Genomic DNA, 14,864 nt, shown 5'->3' on the forward strand with positions numbered 1-14,864 from the left:
TATCAATTTGCTTCTTGGCTTTGTTGTAATTTTGGTAATAAATATCCTCAAGCATCGTTATTCTAATAATTAAGCGAGAGATCTGTTGAAAGCAGTAAAGGTTTATGAGGTATCAAATTCGTTTGTTATTTGTACTGATTAGGCGGGGAAAACCATCTTTATTTTATGTATTTTTTAGATTACTCATTGGCGTCCATTTATCTATTACGAAGTTGCGATGGCCTAGTGAAGTTAAAACGTAGAGGAGGAGAGGTATGGATTTTAGTCAGTTTGAACCCATTTTAATCATCATTGCTTTTCTTACTATATATGCTTTGGTAGTCGTTTTAGCTATTCACTTCATTTTCAGGAAGAATATTTTGTTAAGGAATGATATATTTTTAGGACTTGTAGCACTGGGAGTTCTTGTGTCCTACTACAATTCATTCAAGAATAGTAATAATTGGATTCTGTCTATTTTGCTTACAATTGCGTTTATCGGTCTTGCACGACAACAATGGATATACAGAAAAAAGGTAAAGAATCAGCCTTGAGCAAGGGCTTGCTTGAGAGACGCTTATGATCAGAGATGTCAGCAGAAAATAAAGTCCTAGACTGTCGCTGTTTCATTAAACTAACGTGTCCCGTTAGCTTAATTAATTACCGGTGCAATTCTAATGGCCAACCTGCGTTTTTTTCTGCAAAATAGCACCAAAATTTACTCAAGTTTAGCAATACTAATGAATGTATCGATTAGATGATGGATAATAAATTAATGAACAAGGTATATATGTTGAGGATTAAAGATTGTTTGTATAATATTATAAATAAATAGGATTTTGTAACGAAACAGATTGAAGAGATCCAGTTAACCTTTGATGAGAACGTTGAGGAATACTTTCAGACACTATTATCCTCGCATAATTTTTTCGAAATGGAGAGTTTATGAAAAAGACTATTGTTTTTGTATTAACGATACTTTTATTATTTTCAGGATTCGCAACACAAAGTTATGCGTCGTTGTCAGATACGCAATCTGCGGCAATACAAGCGTTGCTGGATGATGCCGGTCGTATATCAGGTGTGCCGGGAATGTCAATCTCAATACTTGCTGATGATGAAGTGTTCTACTTTTCTTCCGGGTATGCAGACCGTGAAAGTGGGTTGTCTGCAAGCGAAAATTCGCTATATGAGCTGGCTTCGTTAAGTAAAGCTTTTACCGGCATGGGGATTCTGCTGATGGAAGAACAAGGGCTGCTGTCAATGTCAGACTCTATCCAGAAATATTTACCTTGGTTTACGTTAAAATATCATGGGAAACAAGTTGATATGCAAAGTGTGACACTCAATAACTTTTTACACCATACTAGCGGCTTAACAAATGGCAGTCTCAATCAAAACATTCCACAAGGCAATACGCAGGATATGTTGCAAAAAACCGTAGAAATGCACGTAGATTCTGAATTGTCGTTCTATCCTGGTGAGCATTATAATTACGGAACTGTTAATTATGACGTATTAGGTCTGGTTATGGAGATTGTGTCGGGACAAAGCTATGAAGACTTTATGAAGGAACAGGTATTTCAGCCACTCGGTCTTCACCAGACGTATCTTTATAAAAAAGATGCTCAAGCCACCCGACAGTTGGCACAGGGCTACCGTTCTTCCTTTTTGATGACAACTCCATATAACGCGCCGGATTTCTCCGGGAATAAACCCGCAGGTTACATCATTTCTTGTACAAAAGATATGGCGCGTTGGATGGGCATACAGATGGGTATTGTGCAGGACATACCTGAAATATTCCATACGGTTATCGAAAAATCGCATCAAGGTGATATGTCTGTTCCGGCTGTCAACGAAATGTATTATGCGGCGGGCTGGTCGGTAAACGCCAACCACACGATTATAGAGCACCCAGGGGGCAATCCCAATTTTGGAACCGAAATGGTCATACTGCTAAATGAACGAACAGCCATCTGCTTGCTGACCAACGGCGCAAATATCAATAGAAGCATGGTACTACAAGTTAAAGATATATTAGAAGGCAATCTGACGCAGTCATATGGAATAAGCGGCACACAGCTTTTGGACATCGTCTTGTCGTCTACCACAATTATTCTTTGCCTATTGGCTGTTCTGTTCTTTCTCTTAGGATTACGCAGAAGGAACACGAATGAGCCGCAGCCAATGACAAAAAAGCGAATAATCGTAACAGCTATTTTGCTGATTGCTACGATTGTCCAGTGTATCATGTGCTTTGCATTAGATTGGTCAGCGATACTTATTTGGCAAACATATAGTGTTCTTACAGCTTTGATTTCGTCGGCATTATTAACAGCAAGCATTACATGGTTTGTATACACTCACCGATATAATACCTCGCTGTGAAAATAAGCATTTTGTTCGTTCGCCTTATTGGATTATTGTGAAGTAGACATTTGATAACAAACAATGTTAGCACAAAGGGAGTGTCTGCACACTCCCTATTTTTCGCCGTTACTTATGGTAGGGTTCACCGCAAATGATCTCAAACTATCCTGCCCGTTACTTCAATGAGCGTTTGACCAGCTGCCTCTATATCATGATTCAGCTATCGTGTCCCGTTAGAATTCCTGTGGAACGAATAATTAGGAGATTGAATAAGGAAGAGCGCCTCTGTACGATGGGAGTACACAACGGGTCAACAGCCCTTAACCTAAAAATGCTGAAACATTTTTCAAATCACGAATGGTTAATGAATTTCTTAAGCACTTCGAGAAGTGCATATCTAGGCATTCGGAGGATCAGATTCCAGTTTTTCTTACCATTCAGTCCCGCGTCGCGTATCAATCTGACGATATCCTCAACCTCGCCAATTCAGCTAGAGGATTTCGTGTCGGGGTCACCTTCATTTCGAACTCGATCATAAGAAAAAGTTTTGGGTAATGTGGGCGGATTGACCTCCTTCCATCATGCTGATCTTGATTCACGAATTGAAACCGGAATGGTTTTTGCAATTCCCCCAGAAATGCTTGAACGTCAAAATATCGTAGAGGGATGTGCCTACTACCGCTGCCGCTATAATGATTCTTTCATGCTAAACGATTAATTTTAGTTCGAGGCCAAGGAGAATAGGACATTATATACATAGAAAAAGCGAGTCCCCACTAGAGGACCTCGCTTTTTTCGATTGTTCCACTCTAATAGAAAGTCAACTATTTCTATAATCGTATCCCATTTTCTTGTTTGTTATCTCATGGTGTAACCTGCACGTCATTTGTTTTGAAGTTACTAAAGAACCACGTCTTGTACCTGTCGATCGGCCGATCTCTCTCTCCCTCAAATCCAGGTCCGTAATAAAAGGCATAATATTCATACTCAATCCGATCTCTATCAGTGATAAAGAACTTAATTTTGATCTTTGGATAATTCCGGTCGTCCTTGGAGTAATTTTTGAAGTACAATTCTTCAATAACTGTATTCTGGAACTCGGAAGAGAGAGCAAGTTCCTTCGTCTTCAAGAAAATCTCTTTGTCATTTCCAATGTCCGGTTTACGATTAAGGTAGTAGTTAAACTCGATTAGGGTAGGTGACATTTGGAATTTTAGATCGTTAATTTCCTTGTGGACCCTAAGAATTTTCGACTTAAAGTCGGTCAATTGTTCTGTTTTTATCGTCTTATGGGTCGTGCATCCGGTTAAGAGGATTAGGAGTGATAAAACCACCGGTATCATTTTTTTCATTTGATCCCTCCATTAAAGGATAGCACTATGGGAATCATAGCACTATCCTTCATTCTATGGGATTTTTATTTGAATTACATCACTCCGCCTTGTAACCATCCATTTTGCATAGCATCGAAATGTACCCAGTAATCGATGCTGCGGCGCTGACCCCACGTGGAGACGGCAATCCAACGATTGTCATTTGCATCACGGTAATACTTAGTGATCGTCATCCAGTGCCACTCATACTCATAATCGGACCATTTCTTCGTATTAAGTGTAGCAACGGGTGAGTTAATATTCAGACCGGCGTTATGTATAGTATCACCAATTACGTTCCATTCTAGGTCGCACGAAAAAAGATAAAAACCATCGCTTCCTTCGTATTGAGTTATCGTCAGAGCAGTTATAATAACTTTTTTTCGTCTTCTTGATAATATACGTACCCAAAGTCATTAGTACTTTTATTGTCCGTGAAGTACAAAACCTTAGCTCCGTCCAATTCAATAGGCGTAGTCAAATTAACACCCTCCTAGTGAAACTTTCCACTTCATACTACCACAGATTAGCTGCTGAATACTGTGTTAATCTGCCGTTACTTCAATGAAAAAGGCTTATGCTCAGATTTACGAAAAATTTTAGTTGCACTTCATTGAGCTGACTGGCAGGATAGTTGAAGATTATTCGCGCTGAACCTTACTAAAAGTAGCGGCGAAAAGTTGAGTTGAAGGTTGAAGCTTTGATGCTAAATCTATGAAGAAGCGCGTAAAGCCCCAACTCATGTGAAATAAGTCATATAGGCCGAGACGAGACCTTGATCAGGAATAGTTCTCCATCATTTGAGATAAATAATTTCGAAAGTCATCAACGTAGGTTTTGGGCTCTACAACTTTTAGATGAGTGCCGAAGCTTGCTATAAGTTGAAATCCCATATAATTTTGAGGGACATATATGGTTGCTAATAAAAGTCCAGGACCATGGTCTTCAATACTTTTTCGACCATACCTTTCGATGATTTGATCTTTTATGCTAGGCGATATCCATGCCTTAATCGTGACGAATTGCGGTAGATAACTTGCTTCGTGTCCTTGCTCAGACCAATCGTCTCTTGGATGAAACGCGCGTTCATCCATAGAAATATGATCGATCCGGGATAACTTGAATGTTCGAGATCCCTGTCGATGTAAACAGAATCCTTTCAAGTACCAACTCGATTCGCTGAAATGCAGCTCATAGGGCTCAACCATTCTATCCGTTACAGCCCCGTCTTTATCTGTATAATTAAACGAAACCAGCCTTTTCTTTGTTATGGATTCTTGACATGTCTTTACGGTTTCAAGAATTTCGGACCGACCTTTCCAATCATAAAACGATAGTTGAATGGAACGATTAAGAGACAATGGACTAACCATTGCCTCTATTTTTTTTATCGTTCTTTCAACTTCTTCGGTAAGGAGAATTTGTTCCAATCCACCCAGCGCAGTTAATATATTCTGTAAATCGGAGCTGCTTAATAAGCGTTTATCCACCTTGTATTCATCCATTATGCCGAAGCCGCCTTTGACCCCAATGACAGAGTAGATGGGGATGTTACATAAGCCCAATGTGTCCATATCGCGAAGGATCGTTCTTTTGGAGACATTGAATAGTTGTGAGAATTCCGTTGCCGCAACAACCTCTTTTTTCAGCAATATCATAATAATTGAAATGAGTCTCTCCACTTTGTCCATAATTGCCCTCTTTTTTACATGATTTCAGAACGGTGACAATAAGATGTCACCGTTTATCGATTATACTACATGTATCACAAGAAGGAGGTATTAATTCAATGTTTAATTCAACCAATTTTCCTAAACCCACCCTTATTTCAGTCAACGGTGTGGAACTCGAAGTGTTTGAAGCAGGCCGAGAAAACGCAGGAAAACCTATTGTACTCTGCCACGGCTGGCCAGAGCATGCCTTTTCTTGGCGCCATCAGATGGACGCACTTGCTGCAGCGGGCTACCATGTCATCGTCCCCAACCAGCGGGGTTACGGCAACTCATCCCGTCCGACCGAAGTAACAGACTATGACATTGAACACTTGTCGGGTGATCTCGTCGCCCTTCTCGATCACTACGGATACGAAGACGCTACCTTTGTCGGTCATGACTGGGGTGCATTCGTCGTTTGGGGACTGACCTTGTTGCATCCAAACCGCGTCAATAAAGTGATAAATCTGAGCTTGCCTTACCAAGAGCGCGGAGAAAAACCCTGGATCGAGTTCATGGAAGAAATACTTGGCGGCAATTTCTATTTCGTCCACTTCAATCGACAGCCAGGCGTCGCGGACGCCGTATTCGAAGACAATACGTACAGGTTCCTTCGTAACCTATACCGGAAGAACGAGCCTCTCAGAGCACCTGAGCCAGGTATGGCGTTGATCAATCTCGCCAACGCGGAAACACCGCTCGGTGAGCCCGTAATGAGCGAAAGCGAGCTGGCCGTTTACGTCTCCGCTTTTGAAACATCAGGGTTCTCGGGCAGCATAAATTGGTACAGGAACCTTGACCGCAACTGGCACTTATTGGCGGAGGTGAACCCAATCATCCAGCAACCGACCCTCATGATCTATGGCGATCGGGATATGGTTGAGAAGTCTGAAAACCTGACAAAGTTCGTGCCCAATGTGGAAGTGGTCAATCTGGATTGCGGTCATTGGATCCAGGAAGAAAAGCCGGAGGAATCAAATAAAGCGATTTTGAGATGGCTGGAACAGCAGAATTCCATCTAGTCCCAAGAGCGTCATTTAGGAAGACCAATCATTAAAGCATTCAACAATTTCTTAGCCTATACGCTAGAGCATCATGGGACTCCTGAAGGGACGGATGGACGCATTGCTATAGCGGTCGCTGGCAATGACCTATCCCATAAAAAATCATCATGAGTGCAGCTATGTAGAACCCTTTATTTTATTTGATTTCCTTAAGTTTAGGTCTTGATAATTTCCAGTCTAGAACTCTATTTTCTTTTGACAAGAGCGTCTGTTTTTGTTTCGTTTGCTCGAATCTGCTTAAGAAAAAAGTAAAGGATGACAAATGAAAAGGAGCTAGGCAGAATAGGCTGCTTAGCTCCTTGCATTTCAAATACGTATTTTCTACAACGATGGATCTATATCACACATCTTAATGTCTAGATAGGGAATATTGAACCCTACTGAATTCATTTATCATAATAAAAAGTGCTTGCTATTGACAATGGGCAATACGAATGATTGTTCTTCCCATCACCTGACTTTGCAGCATTCGACTAGCCAATGCAGGCAGTTCTTGCAGCGTCACCTCATTGACAAAACCTTCTACTTGAGAGATGGAGCTCCACTCCCACGCCGTTCGCGCCCACACGTGAACACGATGATCCTGCTCTGTATACACAGAGTCGATTCCATATAAGGTGATGCCACGCAGTATAAAAGGATACACCGTCGTTGGCAGCGTCCCACCTGACGTCAGCCCGCTCGCGGCTACGGCACCACCATATTTTACAGATGCTAGCGCAGCTGCCAATATATCGCCGCCGCATACATCTACTGCGCCAGCCCACTTTTGCTTATCCAGTGAGCGCGGCCGTTCCGGCAGCCAAGCTTCACGGCTGACAATCTCTGCTGCACCTAGCGCACGCAGCATTGGCTCCGCCTGCTTCTTGCCTGAAGCGGCGGTCACACTGTAACCGAGCTTCGCCAGCATTGCAAGTGCCAGGCTGCCTACGCCGCCGCTAGCGCCGGTGACCAGAATCTGCCCGTCCTCGGGTTTAATGCCGTGCTGCTCCAAGCGTTTGACAGAGAGAGCAGCCGTGAGGCCAGCTGTCCCAAACACCATTGCATCACGCAGGCTGAGACCGGTAGGCAGTGGCACGAGCCAGTCACCAGGCACACGTGCATATTGGCTGTACCCACCAAAGTGAGATACACCCATCTCATAACCAGTCACGATAACGGCTTGACCAGGCTGATAACGATCATCCTTAGAAGCTACAACGATGCCTGAAGCATCGATACCTGGGATAAACGGATAACTCTTCACGATGTTACCGTCTGGAGAACAGGCAAGGGCGTCCTTGTAGTTAAGGCTGGAATAAGCAACCTGTATCGTAACATCGCCGTCAGGCAGGTCAGCAAACGTTATTTCTTTGACCGCTGGCGTTATACGACCCTGTTCATCCTTGTCAACGACAAGAGCATAAAAAGATGAGGGCAAAGCTGTTAGTTCTGAGGAAGAATTCATAACGGTCTCCTTTACAACATTATTCAGTATAACTATTAAATAATAAAATTTTGTTACTCCGTAATATAAGCCGCCAGCAAGATGGCGGTATTGATAACAGCTTGCTCATGAGTTCGTTCCATGGCATGAGAAGCATGTACACCTGGACCAATAAGGGCTGCGCGAATATCGTTGCCCCCGCGAAGCGCTGCGGAAGCGTCTGAGCCATAATGCGGGTATACGTCAACCGCGAAAGGAATGTCCTCGCGCTCTGCTAACGCAATCAGACGATTCGTCATAAAATAATCGTACGGTCCACTTGAATCTTTTGGACAGATGGACACATCGGTTTCCTTACAGTTTAAGTCATCACCGATGCAGCCCATGTCAACTGCTACCATCTCAGTGATGTCCTGTGGAATAAAGGAAGCGCCGTGTCCGATTTCTTCATAGTTCGTAATGATAATAACAATGTCATGGACAGGCTGCCAATTATGCTCGCGCATGCTGTGCAGCAAACCAAATAACGCAGAAACACTTGCTTTGTCGTCAAGGTGGCGTGACTTGATGTATCCGCTTGGAAGATGCTGCGGTCGTGCGTCAAAGGACACATAATCACCGGTACGTATACCAAGCTGCTCAACATCGGCCTTGCTGTTGACCATTTCATCGATGCGGACGATCATAACAGATTCTTCACGTTTCAGATCTCGAGCACCAGCAAAGACGTGCACGGATGGTTGATTGGTCATAATGGTGCCTGTATATGTTTTTCCAGAGCTAGTATGTATCGTACAATACTCATTTTCCATAGCATTTGCCATAAATCCGCCCAATGAGGTAAGACGAAGTGTGCCGTTTGCATTTACAGAGCGGACCATCGCCCCAAGTGTATCGACATGCGCAGACAAGGCAATGACACGATTGGAGCTCGAATTGGAGCCTTTGACGCGAATATAACCGCAGCCTTTAGCGTTACGCTCCATCTTGTAGCCGAGGTGTTCGGCTTCAACACTTAATCGATTCATTAGCGCGTGGGTGTACCCGGTAGGACTGGCTGTCTGCAGGCACTCCAGAAGCAAGGACATCACATAGTTTTTATCTATGTTTATATGCAGTGGTTTATTTGTAATATCAGGATACGGATTGTCAAAGATCAAAGTCATAGTAGTTCTACTCCTTTATATGAGAATAAAAAGTTCGTATCAGAAACGTGGTAACTAGTTGGCAAGAGTGGTCTTAACTATACTTATTTCAAATTCGCCTGATCCTGTAACGGTTCAAGTTGTTCAGTAGCGATAGGCTGATCGAAATCATAACCAGTCGCTTCCAGAACTTGCGCGAGCTGTGTCTCCAATCGTGCTACTTTACGCTGTGTTCGGTATTGAACGTATAGACTGTATGAGCCAACGATAATAGCACCAAGCAGTGTGCATCCCAAAATAAGCAGAATTAGCGGTACATCAAATGTGCCAAATAACACGTTAACTTGAACCGGATTTACATTAATTACAGCAAAAATAGCAGTGATTAATGCAAAAAAGAGTGTCGCAAGCAGCATCCATTGCATCCGGATCGGTGTCTTTTTTTTGGATACGGGCGTTTTTGAATTTTTTTTCATAATGCCACTCCTTCTTGATGTATGTAGACTTGCTTACACTTAACCTGGAATAACCATATTAAGTATGCAAGCTGTATGGAAGAAGGGGGCTCATGGCATCCATGACCCCCCTTTTGGCTTGTTTATTGCGCTTCGGCCATCTTTTCCATTTCCGTAATAAGTGATTCGAGTACGCTCATGCCTTCCTCAATTGGGGCAGGAGTGGACATATCCACGCCAGCCTTCTTCAAAATATTAATGGAGAAGTCGCTGCCGCCGCTCTTTAAGAAGCCAAGATAACGATCGACTGCCGGTTGACCTTCATCGAGGATCTGTTTGGCAAAGCTTTGTGCAGCCGAGAAGCCGGTAGCATATTTATAAACATAGAAGCTGGAATAGAAGTGCGGAATACGCGCCCATTCCATTTCGATGTCTTGATCGACAACCATAGCATCGCCGTAGTATTTTTTGTTCAAATCATAGTAAATTTCACTTAGCAGTTGTGGCGTCAGCGCCTCACCATTTTCAGCCCGCTCGTGAATGAGCATCTCGAATTCTGCGAACATCGTTTGACGGAATACCGTCGTGCGGAATTGGTCGATGTAATAGGCAAGCAGATACATTTTCTCTTTTGCATTTGTTGATTTCTTCAGCATGTAATCCATAAGAAGTGCTTCATTCAGTGTGGAAGCAACCTCGGCAAGGAAGATCGTATATTGAGCATCACGGTATGGCAGACTGCTGTCCGAATAGTGCGAGTGAAGCGCGTGACCCATCTCATGCGTCAATGTAAACATGCTGTTTAGGTTGTCTTTATGGTTCAACAGCACGTATGGATGCGTGCCATAAGCCCCCCAACTATAAGCACCGGAACGCTTGCCTTCATTCTCGTATACATCAATCCAACTGTTATCAAAGCCGTCTTGAAGCGCATTCAAATAATCCTCACCCAACGGCTTCAAGCTTTCTTTAACTGTAGCTTTAGCATCTTGGAAGGAAATGTTCATATCGAATTGTTCAACAACAGGTGCAAATAGATCGTACATGTGGAGTTCATCCACTTTAAGCAGCTTTTGGCGGAGCTTCATATAACGATGCATGAGCGGCAGATGTTTATGAATAGTGTTAATCAGATTCGTGTAAACATCCTTCGGAATGTTGTCACCGTACAAGGACATTTCCAGTGCAGAAGGGTATTTGCGTACACGCGCATAGAACAGGTTCTTGGTTACGTTGGCACTTAAGGTAGCAGCAATCGTATTACGCTGTTTGCGGTATGTGCTGTAGACGGTTTCAAATGCAGCCTTACGTATTTCAGGACTGCGATTTTCCAGGAATTGAACGTAACTGCCATGCGTTAATTCAACTTCTTCGCCTTTTTCATTTTTTACTTTAGGGAATTTCATGTCTGCATTGTTAATCATGCTGAATATGGATTCCGGTGCTTTGGATAAATTGCCTACCTGAGCTAGCAGTGCTTCTTCTTGCTTTGTTAGGACGTGCGCTTTTTGGCGCTTCATCTCCTGCAATGTGAAGCGATAAGCTTTAAGTTCATCATTTGCAATGAGCTCATCGAGCTTCTCATCTGACAAGGCGAGTACCTCAGGAGTAATAAATGACATGGCTTCGCCTACATTAATACTCAATTTGGTTGATTTCTCTGCCAAAGCTTGGTGCGTCGCTTCCGCAGTGTCTTCGTGATGACGCATATTAGCGTATACATATAAACGTTCCGTATGTAGGGAAATATCATCTTCGAGCTCAAAACAAGCTTTAAGTGCACTTGCTTCGCCTAACTTGCCTTGAAATTGCTTCATCTTCTCAGTAAGCTGTTGAACAAGTGTATATTCTTTATCCCATTCTGCTTGAGAGCCAAACAGATCCTCCAACTTCCAGCGATCTTCTGGCAAGACTTCCGAACGTTTTGTTACTTGATGCATATGTATCCTCCTCGAATCGTTGTATGTTGTGTGTGTTCTTATCACAGCCGGAGTCTCCGAATGTGGGCTTGCAAGTGCAGTCAAGCTGGTCGGAGCCGGTATGATCGTGACAAGTAGACAGCACATAATCCATCTGAATGTAGTGCGGCAAGCCATATAGCACCTCCTGTTGTATGCTGCCAATTAACCCAGACTTTTCAGTAGTATAGCCTGAATTAAAAGATGTTATTGCTCAGCGAGTACAATTACAGGAAATAGAGCTACCACACACAAACGAGATGGTTAAGTCGTTAAAAGAAGCTTAGCCTCCAGCTGTAGCAAAAGAGTAGACGATCAGGAAAAAAGCAAACGCGATAAATACGATCGCGCCAAGCGCCATAGAGCGACGCAAACGTGCAGGCACGGATTCTCTCTTCCATATAAGCACAGCACCTAATGAAAAGGCTAAAATAATAAATATAAGCGTAGATGTCGAATCCATAACCCACCCAGCCTTTACACTTCTTTAAAAGCGGACATCAGTTGCTCCCACTCTTCTTCATTGCCAACATAGTCAGACTTAGGGAAGCGTCTGTTTACCCATGCCATCATCTCAGCCCGTGCAATAAAGTTGTGGCATTCCTCGCCCCATTGGTCTGATATTTCACGGAGAACGATCTGGCGACCTTGAACTTCAACCGTCAGCATGTTCCAGTTGTCTTTCTTGTAAATTACATATTTCTTAGCCATTCATTAAACCTCATTTCTGTGTTGCTGCAATCAGCCTGCATATAATGTAGAGCATCAACAAACTGCCCATTAAAGTTCATCATAACGCAGGGCATAATTGAAATCAAATGAAATAGCGGTAGTTACCGCAGGGCTGAAATTTGCAATCGCTTAATCGCTCCAGTATAATGTGAATATTCGCCTGTTAAAGGTGATGAAGTAAGAGGAGGTTTTGACTTTGAAAGGTACTGTTAAATGGTTTAACGCAGAGAAAGGCTATGGATTTATCCAAGCAGAAAACGGCGACGAATTGTTCGTTCATTTCTCCGCAATCGCAACTGATGGTTTTAAGTCTTTGGATGAAGGCCAAGCGGTTGAGTTTGATGTGACAGAAGGAAATCGTGGACCACAGGCGGCTAATGTCATTAAATTATAATGGTATCACCCGCTGAGGGACATCATTCATAAATAGTGCACAATAGCATCGCAGAAGCAGTTCTGTACCGTGACCCGGTCAGAACTGCTTTTTAGTATACATAGCTATACGGATTCGTCGTGTCCGTACTGCTGTAACAGACTGTAAAGAACGTCTGTACCAAATTCAATCGCTCTTGCAGGTACGCGTTCATCAGCAGCATGAATAAGGGAAGTGAACTGTAACTCTGCTGGAAGAGGCATAGGCAAGTAACCATAAGTCTGAATGCCAAGTTGAGCAAAGAAACGTCCGTCTGTTCCCCCTGGAAGCAGCATCGGAACAGGGTGTGCTGCGGGATCAGCATCCTTTAGCAGGCGTGATAGCAGCGGGAATAGTCCCATATCGGGTAGAGATGCACCAGGATCATACTTGATGACTTCCAATTCGATGTCCTGTCCGATGATGTTGTGCAGCTCGCTTATCAACTGTTCAGGCTTAAAACCTGGAAGCAGTCTGCCATCTAACTGCACAACGATCATACTTGGCATGACATTAATCTTCTCGCCGCCCTGAACAATCGTAGCGTTAACGGTGTTATGCAGCAGCGGATCGAACAAACGGCCCTTGTCACCAAGTGCCTGCAGTACTTGGTTGGTTAGTCGTGGACGCAGCAGTTGACGCAGCACGGTGCCCGTTGGCCAAGACAGGGCATCCGCCATCGCATGAATCATATGTGCAGCAGCTGGTGTAACGTGGACAGGCCACTTTGCTCGTTGCAGTCGCAGCAGCATGTCAGCGAGCTTTGCCATGCTATTCGTTCCGCCATTTCCACTGAGGGAACCATGCCCGCCATCCCCTCGTATCGTAGCACGCAGCCAACATACTTGCTTCTCTGCAATCATGATCGGATACAATTTACGGTTTCCTACATATAACGAGAATCCTCCAAATTCGCCAATTGCATACTTTACACCATCAAAAAGGTGAGGATGCTGCTCGACCAAATATTTGGCGCCATACTCACCGCCTGCTTCTTCATCGCTTACCACGAGTAATATCACATCACCTGCTAGGTAAGTTCCCTCTACATATGCGCGCATAAAGGCGGCAATCATCATAGCTAAGCCGCCCTTCATGTCCAGCGCACCTCTACCCCAGACGAAACCATCTATCAATTGACCTTCGAACGGGTCTTGCGTCCATGTTTGATTATCAACACCAACAACGTCAACATGTCCATATAACATGAGGGGAGGGGCCTTGCCGCTACCTTTAATACGTGCGATCAAATTAGGTCGCTCATTGTCAGAAGCAATAATGCAGCAGGGAATTCCAATATTCTCGAGAATAGTTCGGATATAGTCAATACAGGCTGCTTCATGGCCAGGCGGGTTGGAGGTATTAAATGAAATTAATTGCTGAAGTAGTTGTACGGGATAACGCTGGATTTGTTGGTCCTCTGATCGGGACCTGTTCAGATGAGGTGCAAGTTTCATAAGGAATCCCCCCGTTATCTAGATAAAAGACAGAACGGATGTCGTTGATAGCAGGCTTACCAATGAAATTAACTAAGGATAGTACAGCCAAGGAAATTCCCTGGCTGTATGGAGTAGAGGTAAATTAATGTACGATCGTTAAAATATCTTCGACAGGCTTCCGTGCAAGCTTGGCAGGTGTATCAGTAGGGAAGCCAAGGGAAAGAACCATATTAATGGTACGACTTTCGTCTATCTGAAGCAGATCTTTAATACGCTGCTCAGCAAGCAGCACAGGTCCCGTCATTGGGCACGTTGCCATACCACGAGCATAAGCAGCCAGCATGAGATTCTGAACAGCTAAGCAGCTGCTCTTGATCCCTTCTTCTTCCCAGACTGAGTTCGGAACCAACTCAATAGGGTCAAAGATCTTTTCACGAAACTTTGACGTATAGGGCGTTGCAAGACAAATAATTAAAGCCGGTGCGCCTGAAAAGGCAGTCGCGTAGGGTCCAAATGATTTCACCAGCATGCGTGCTTCTCTCGTTAAGCCCTTGGCTTCAGCAGCTTGCGCTCGTTCGTGCAAGGCATCCCAAGTTAACGATTCAATCTGCTTGATGATCTCGGTGTTCAGAATCGCGATAAATTCCCATGTCTGTGAATTCGTATCGCTTGGTGCGTAGCGGGCGCAGTCGATCAATTCCCGTACATCTTCTTCGGTAACACGCTGCTCTGTATAATGACGTACGCTTCGTCGTCCATGAATAATATCTTTAAACGCATTGTAATGCATACACTT

15 protein-coding genes and 1 pseudogene are annotated in these 14,864 nt (G+C 43.7%); 5 read left to right on the forward strand and 11 right to left on the reverse strand.

Annotated features, from left to right (window positions below; all coding sequences use genetic code 11):
* Nucleotides 1–254: 254 nt before the first annotated feature.
* On the forward strand, nt 255–533 hold the full coding sequence (locus tag MH117_RS01200) for a hypothetical protein (RefSeq protein WP_239326581.1): 279 nt from the start codon (nt 255–257) through the stop codon (nt 531–533).
* Nucleotides 534–924: 391 nt separating this feature from the next.
* On the forward strand, nt 925–2,370 hold the full coding sequence (locus tag MH117_RS01205; protein ID WP_239326583.1) for a serine hydrolase domain-containing protein: 1,446 nt from the start codon (nt 925–927) through the stop codon (nt 2,368–2,370).
* A gap of 845 nt (nt 2,371–3,215) precedes the next feature.
* On the opposite strand, the gene MH117_RS01210 is transcribed toward MH117_RS01205, so the two are convergent.
* From MH117_RS01210 to MH117_RS01220, 3 genes are all read right to left on the reverse strand, one after another.
* On the reverse strand, nt 3,216–3,704 hold the full coding sequence (locus MH117_RS01210; RefSeq protein WP_239326585.1) for a hypothetical protein: 489 nt from the start codon (nt 3,702–3,704) through the stop codon (nt 3,216–3,218).
* 74 nt (nt 3,705–3,778) lie between these two features.
* Nucleotides 3,779–3,919 (reverse strand): hypothetical protein, encoded by a 141-nt coding sequence (locus MH117_RS01215; protein WP_239326587.1) that lies wholly within the window; start codon nt 3,917–3,919, stop codon nt 3,779–3,781.
* 585 nt (nt 3,920–4,504) lie between these two features.
* Nucleotides 4,505–5,416: a helix-turn-helix transcriptional regulator gene (locus tag MH117_RS01220; protein ID WP_239326589.1), complete on the reverse strand. Its 912-nt coding sequence runs from the start codon at nt 5,414–5,416 to the stop codon at nt 4,505–4,507.
* A gap of 98 nt (nt 5,417–5,514) precedes the next feature.
* Here MH117_RS01220 and MH117_RS01225 point away from each other — a divergent pair, with 98 nt between their 5' ends.
* Nucleotides 5,515–6,459, forward strand: coding sequence for an alpha/beta fold hydrolase (locus MH117_RS01225; RefSeq protein WP_239326591.1), 945 nt, complete (start codon nt 5,515–5,517; stop codon nt 6,457–6,459).
* 12 nt (nt 6,460–6,471) lie between these two features.
* Nucleotides 6,472–6,603 (forward strand): annotated as a pseudogene (locus MH117_RS01230) (3-hydroxyisobutyrate dehydrogenase); the annotation flags it as partial.
* Between the two features lie 310 nt (nt 6,604–6,913).
* Here the strand turns inward: MH117_RS01230 and MH117_RS01235 are convergent.
* The 6 genes from MH117_RS01235 to MH117_RS01260 all read right to left on the reverse strand — a co-directional run bounded on the left by MH117_RS01235 (nt 6,914) and on the right by MH117_RS01260 (nt 12,196).
* Complete coding sequence (locus MH117_RS01235) at nt 6,914–7,948, reverse strand: oxidoreductase (protein ID WP_239326593.1); 1,035 nt, start codon at nt 7,946–7,948, stop codon at nt 6,914–6,916.
* A gap of 53 nt (nt 7,949–8,001) precedes the next feature.
* A complete protein-coding gene (locus MH117_RS01240; RefSeq protein WP_239327716.1) occupies nt 8,002–9,045 on the reverse strand; it encodes a M42 family metallopeptidase in 1,044 nt (347 codons plus the stop codon).
* 131 nt (nt 9,046–9,176) lie between these two features.
* Nucleotides 9,177–9,548 (reverse strand): LapA family protein, encoded by a 372-nt coding sequence (locus tag MH117_RS01245; protein WP_275444465.1) that lies wholly within the window; start codon nt 9,546–9,548, stop codon nt 9,177–9,179.
* 122 nt (nt 9,549–9,670) lie between these two features.
* Nucleotides 9,671–11,467: an oligoendopeptidase F gene (gene pepF, locus MH117_RS01250; RefSeq protein WP_239326595.1), complete on the reverse strand. Its 1,797-nt coding sequence runs from the start codon at nt 11,465–11,467 to the stop codon at nt 9,671–9,673.
* Between the two features lie 301 nt (nt 11,468–11,768).
* Nucleotides 11,769–11,948 carry a phosphoethanolamine transferase CptA gene (locus MH117_RS01255; protein WP_239326597.1) on the reverse strand — a complete coding sequence of 60 codons (180 nt, stop codon included), beginning with the start codon at nt 11,946–11,948 and terminating at the stop codon, nt 11,769–11,771.
* 14 nt (nt 11,949–11,962) lie between these two features.
* Nucleotides 11,963–12,196 carry a hypothetical protein gene (locus MH117_RS01260; protein WP_239326599.1) on the reverse strand — a complete coding sequence of 78 codons (234 nt, stop codon included), beginning with the start codon at nt 12,194–12,196 and terminating at the stop codon, nt 11,963–11,965.
* 217 nt (nt 12,197–12,413) lie between these two features.
* Between MH117_RS01260 and MH117_RS01265 the strand changes: the two genes are divergently transcribed.
* Complete coding sequence (locus tag MH117_RS01265) at nt 12,414–12,611, forward strand: cold shock domain-containing protein (RefSeq protein WP_028546332.1); 198 nt, start codon at nt 12,414–12,416, stop codon at nt 12,609–12,611.
* Between the two features lie 104 nt (nt 12,612–12,715).
* Here the strand turns inward: MH117_RS01265 and MH117_RS01270 are convergent, their stop codons facing one another.
* Both MH117_RS01270 and MH117_RS01275 read right to left on the reverse strand, forming a co-directional pair.
* Nucleotides 12,716–14,086 (reverse strand): M20/M25/M40 family metallo-hydrolase, encoded by a 1,371-nt coding sequence (locus tag MH117_RS01270; RefSeq protein ID WP_239326601.1) that lies wholly within the window; start codon nt 14,084–14,086, stop codon nt 12,716–12,718.
* A 124-nt stretch (nt 14,087–14,210) separates the two neighbouring features.
* Nucleotides 14,211–14,858, reverse strand: a complete 648-nt coding sequence (locus tag MH117_RS01275; RefSeq protein WP_239326603.1) for a nitroreductase family protein — start codon at nt 14,856–14,858, stop codon at nt 14,211–14,213.
* Nucleotides 14,859–14,864 lie beyond the last annotated feature (6 nt).

It is taken from the genome of Paenibacillus sp. ACRRX (genome assembly GCF_022346885.1).
GTDB lineage: Bacteria > Bacillota > Bacilli > Paenibacillales > Paenibacillaceae > Paenibacillus_B.

Coding starts and splice junctions, on each gene's coding strand:
- MH117_RS01200 (WP_239326581.1), top strand. CDS start 255: ATGGATTTTAGTCAGTTTGAACCCATTTTAATCATCATTGCTTTTCTT.
- MH117_RS01205 (WP_239326583.1), top strand. CDS start 925: ATGAAAAAGACTATTGTTTTTGTATTAACGATACTTTTATTATTTTCA.
- MH117_RS01210 (WP_239326585.1), bottom strand. CDS start 3,704: ATGAAAAAAATGATACCGGTGGTTTTATCACTCCTAATCCTCTTAACC.
- MH117_RS01215 (WP_239326587.1), bottom strand. CDS start 3,919: ATGACGATCACTAAGTATTACCGTGATGCAAATGACAATCGTTGGATT.
- MH117_RS01220 (WP_239326589.1), bottom strand. CDS start 5,416: ATGGACAAAGTGGAGAGACTCATTTCAATTATTATGATATTGCTGAAA.
- MH117_RS01225 (WP_239326591.1), top strand. CDS start 5,515: ATGTTTAATTCAACCAATTTTCCTAAACCCACCCTTATTTCAGTCAAC.
- MH117_RS01235 (WP_239326593.1), bottom strand. CDS start 7,948: ATGAATTCTTCCTCAGAACTAACAGCTTTGCCCTCATCTTTTTATGCT.
- MH117_RS01245 (WP_275444465.1), bottom strand. CDS start 9,548: ATGAAAAAAAATTCAAAAACGCCCGTATCCAAAAAAAAGACACCGATC.
- pepF (WP_239326595.1), bottom strand. CDS start 11,467: ATGCATCAAGTAACAAAACGTTCGGAAGTCTTGCCAGAAGATCGCTGG.
- MH117_RS01255 (WP_239326597.1), bottom strand. CDS start 11,948: ATGGATTCGACATCTACGCTTATATTTATTATTTTAGCCTTTTCATTA.
- MH117_RS01260 (WP_239326599.1), bottom strand. CDS start 12,196: ATGGCTAAGAAATATGTAATTTACAAGAAAGACAACTGGAACATGCTG.
- MH117_RS01270 (WP_239326601.1), bottom strand. CDS start 14,086: ATGAAACTTGCACCTCATCTGAACAGGTCCCGATCAGAGGACCAACAA.
- MH117_RS01275 (WP_239326603.1), bottom strand. CDS start 14,858: ATGCATTACAATGCGTTTAAAGATATTATTCATGGACGACGAAGCGTA.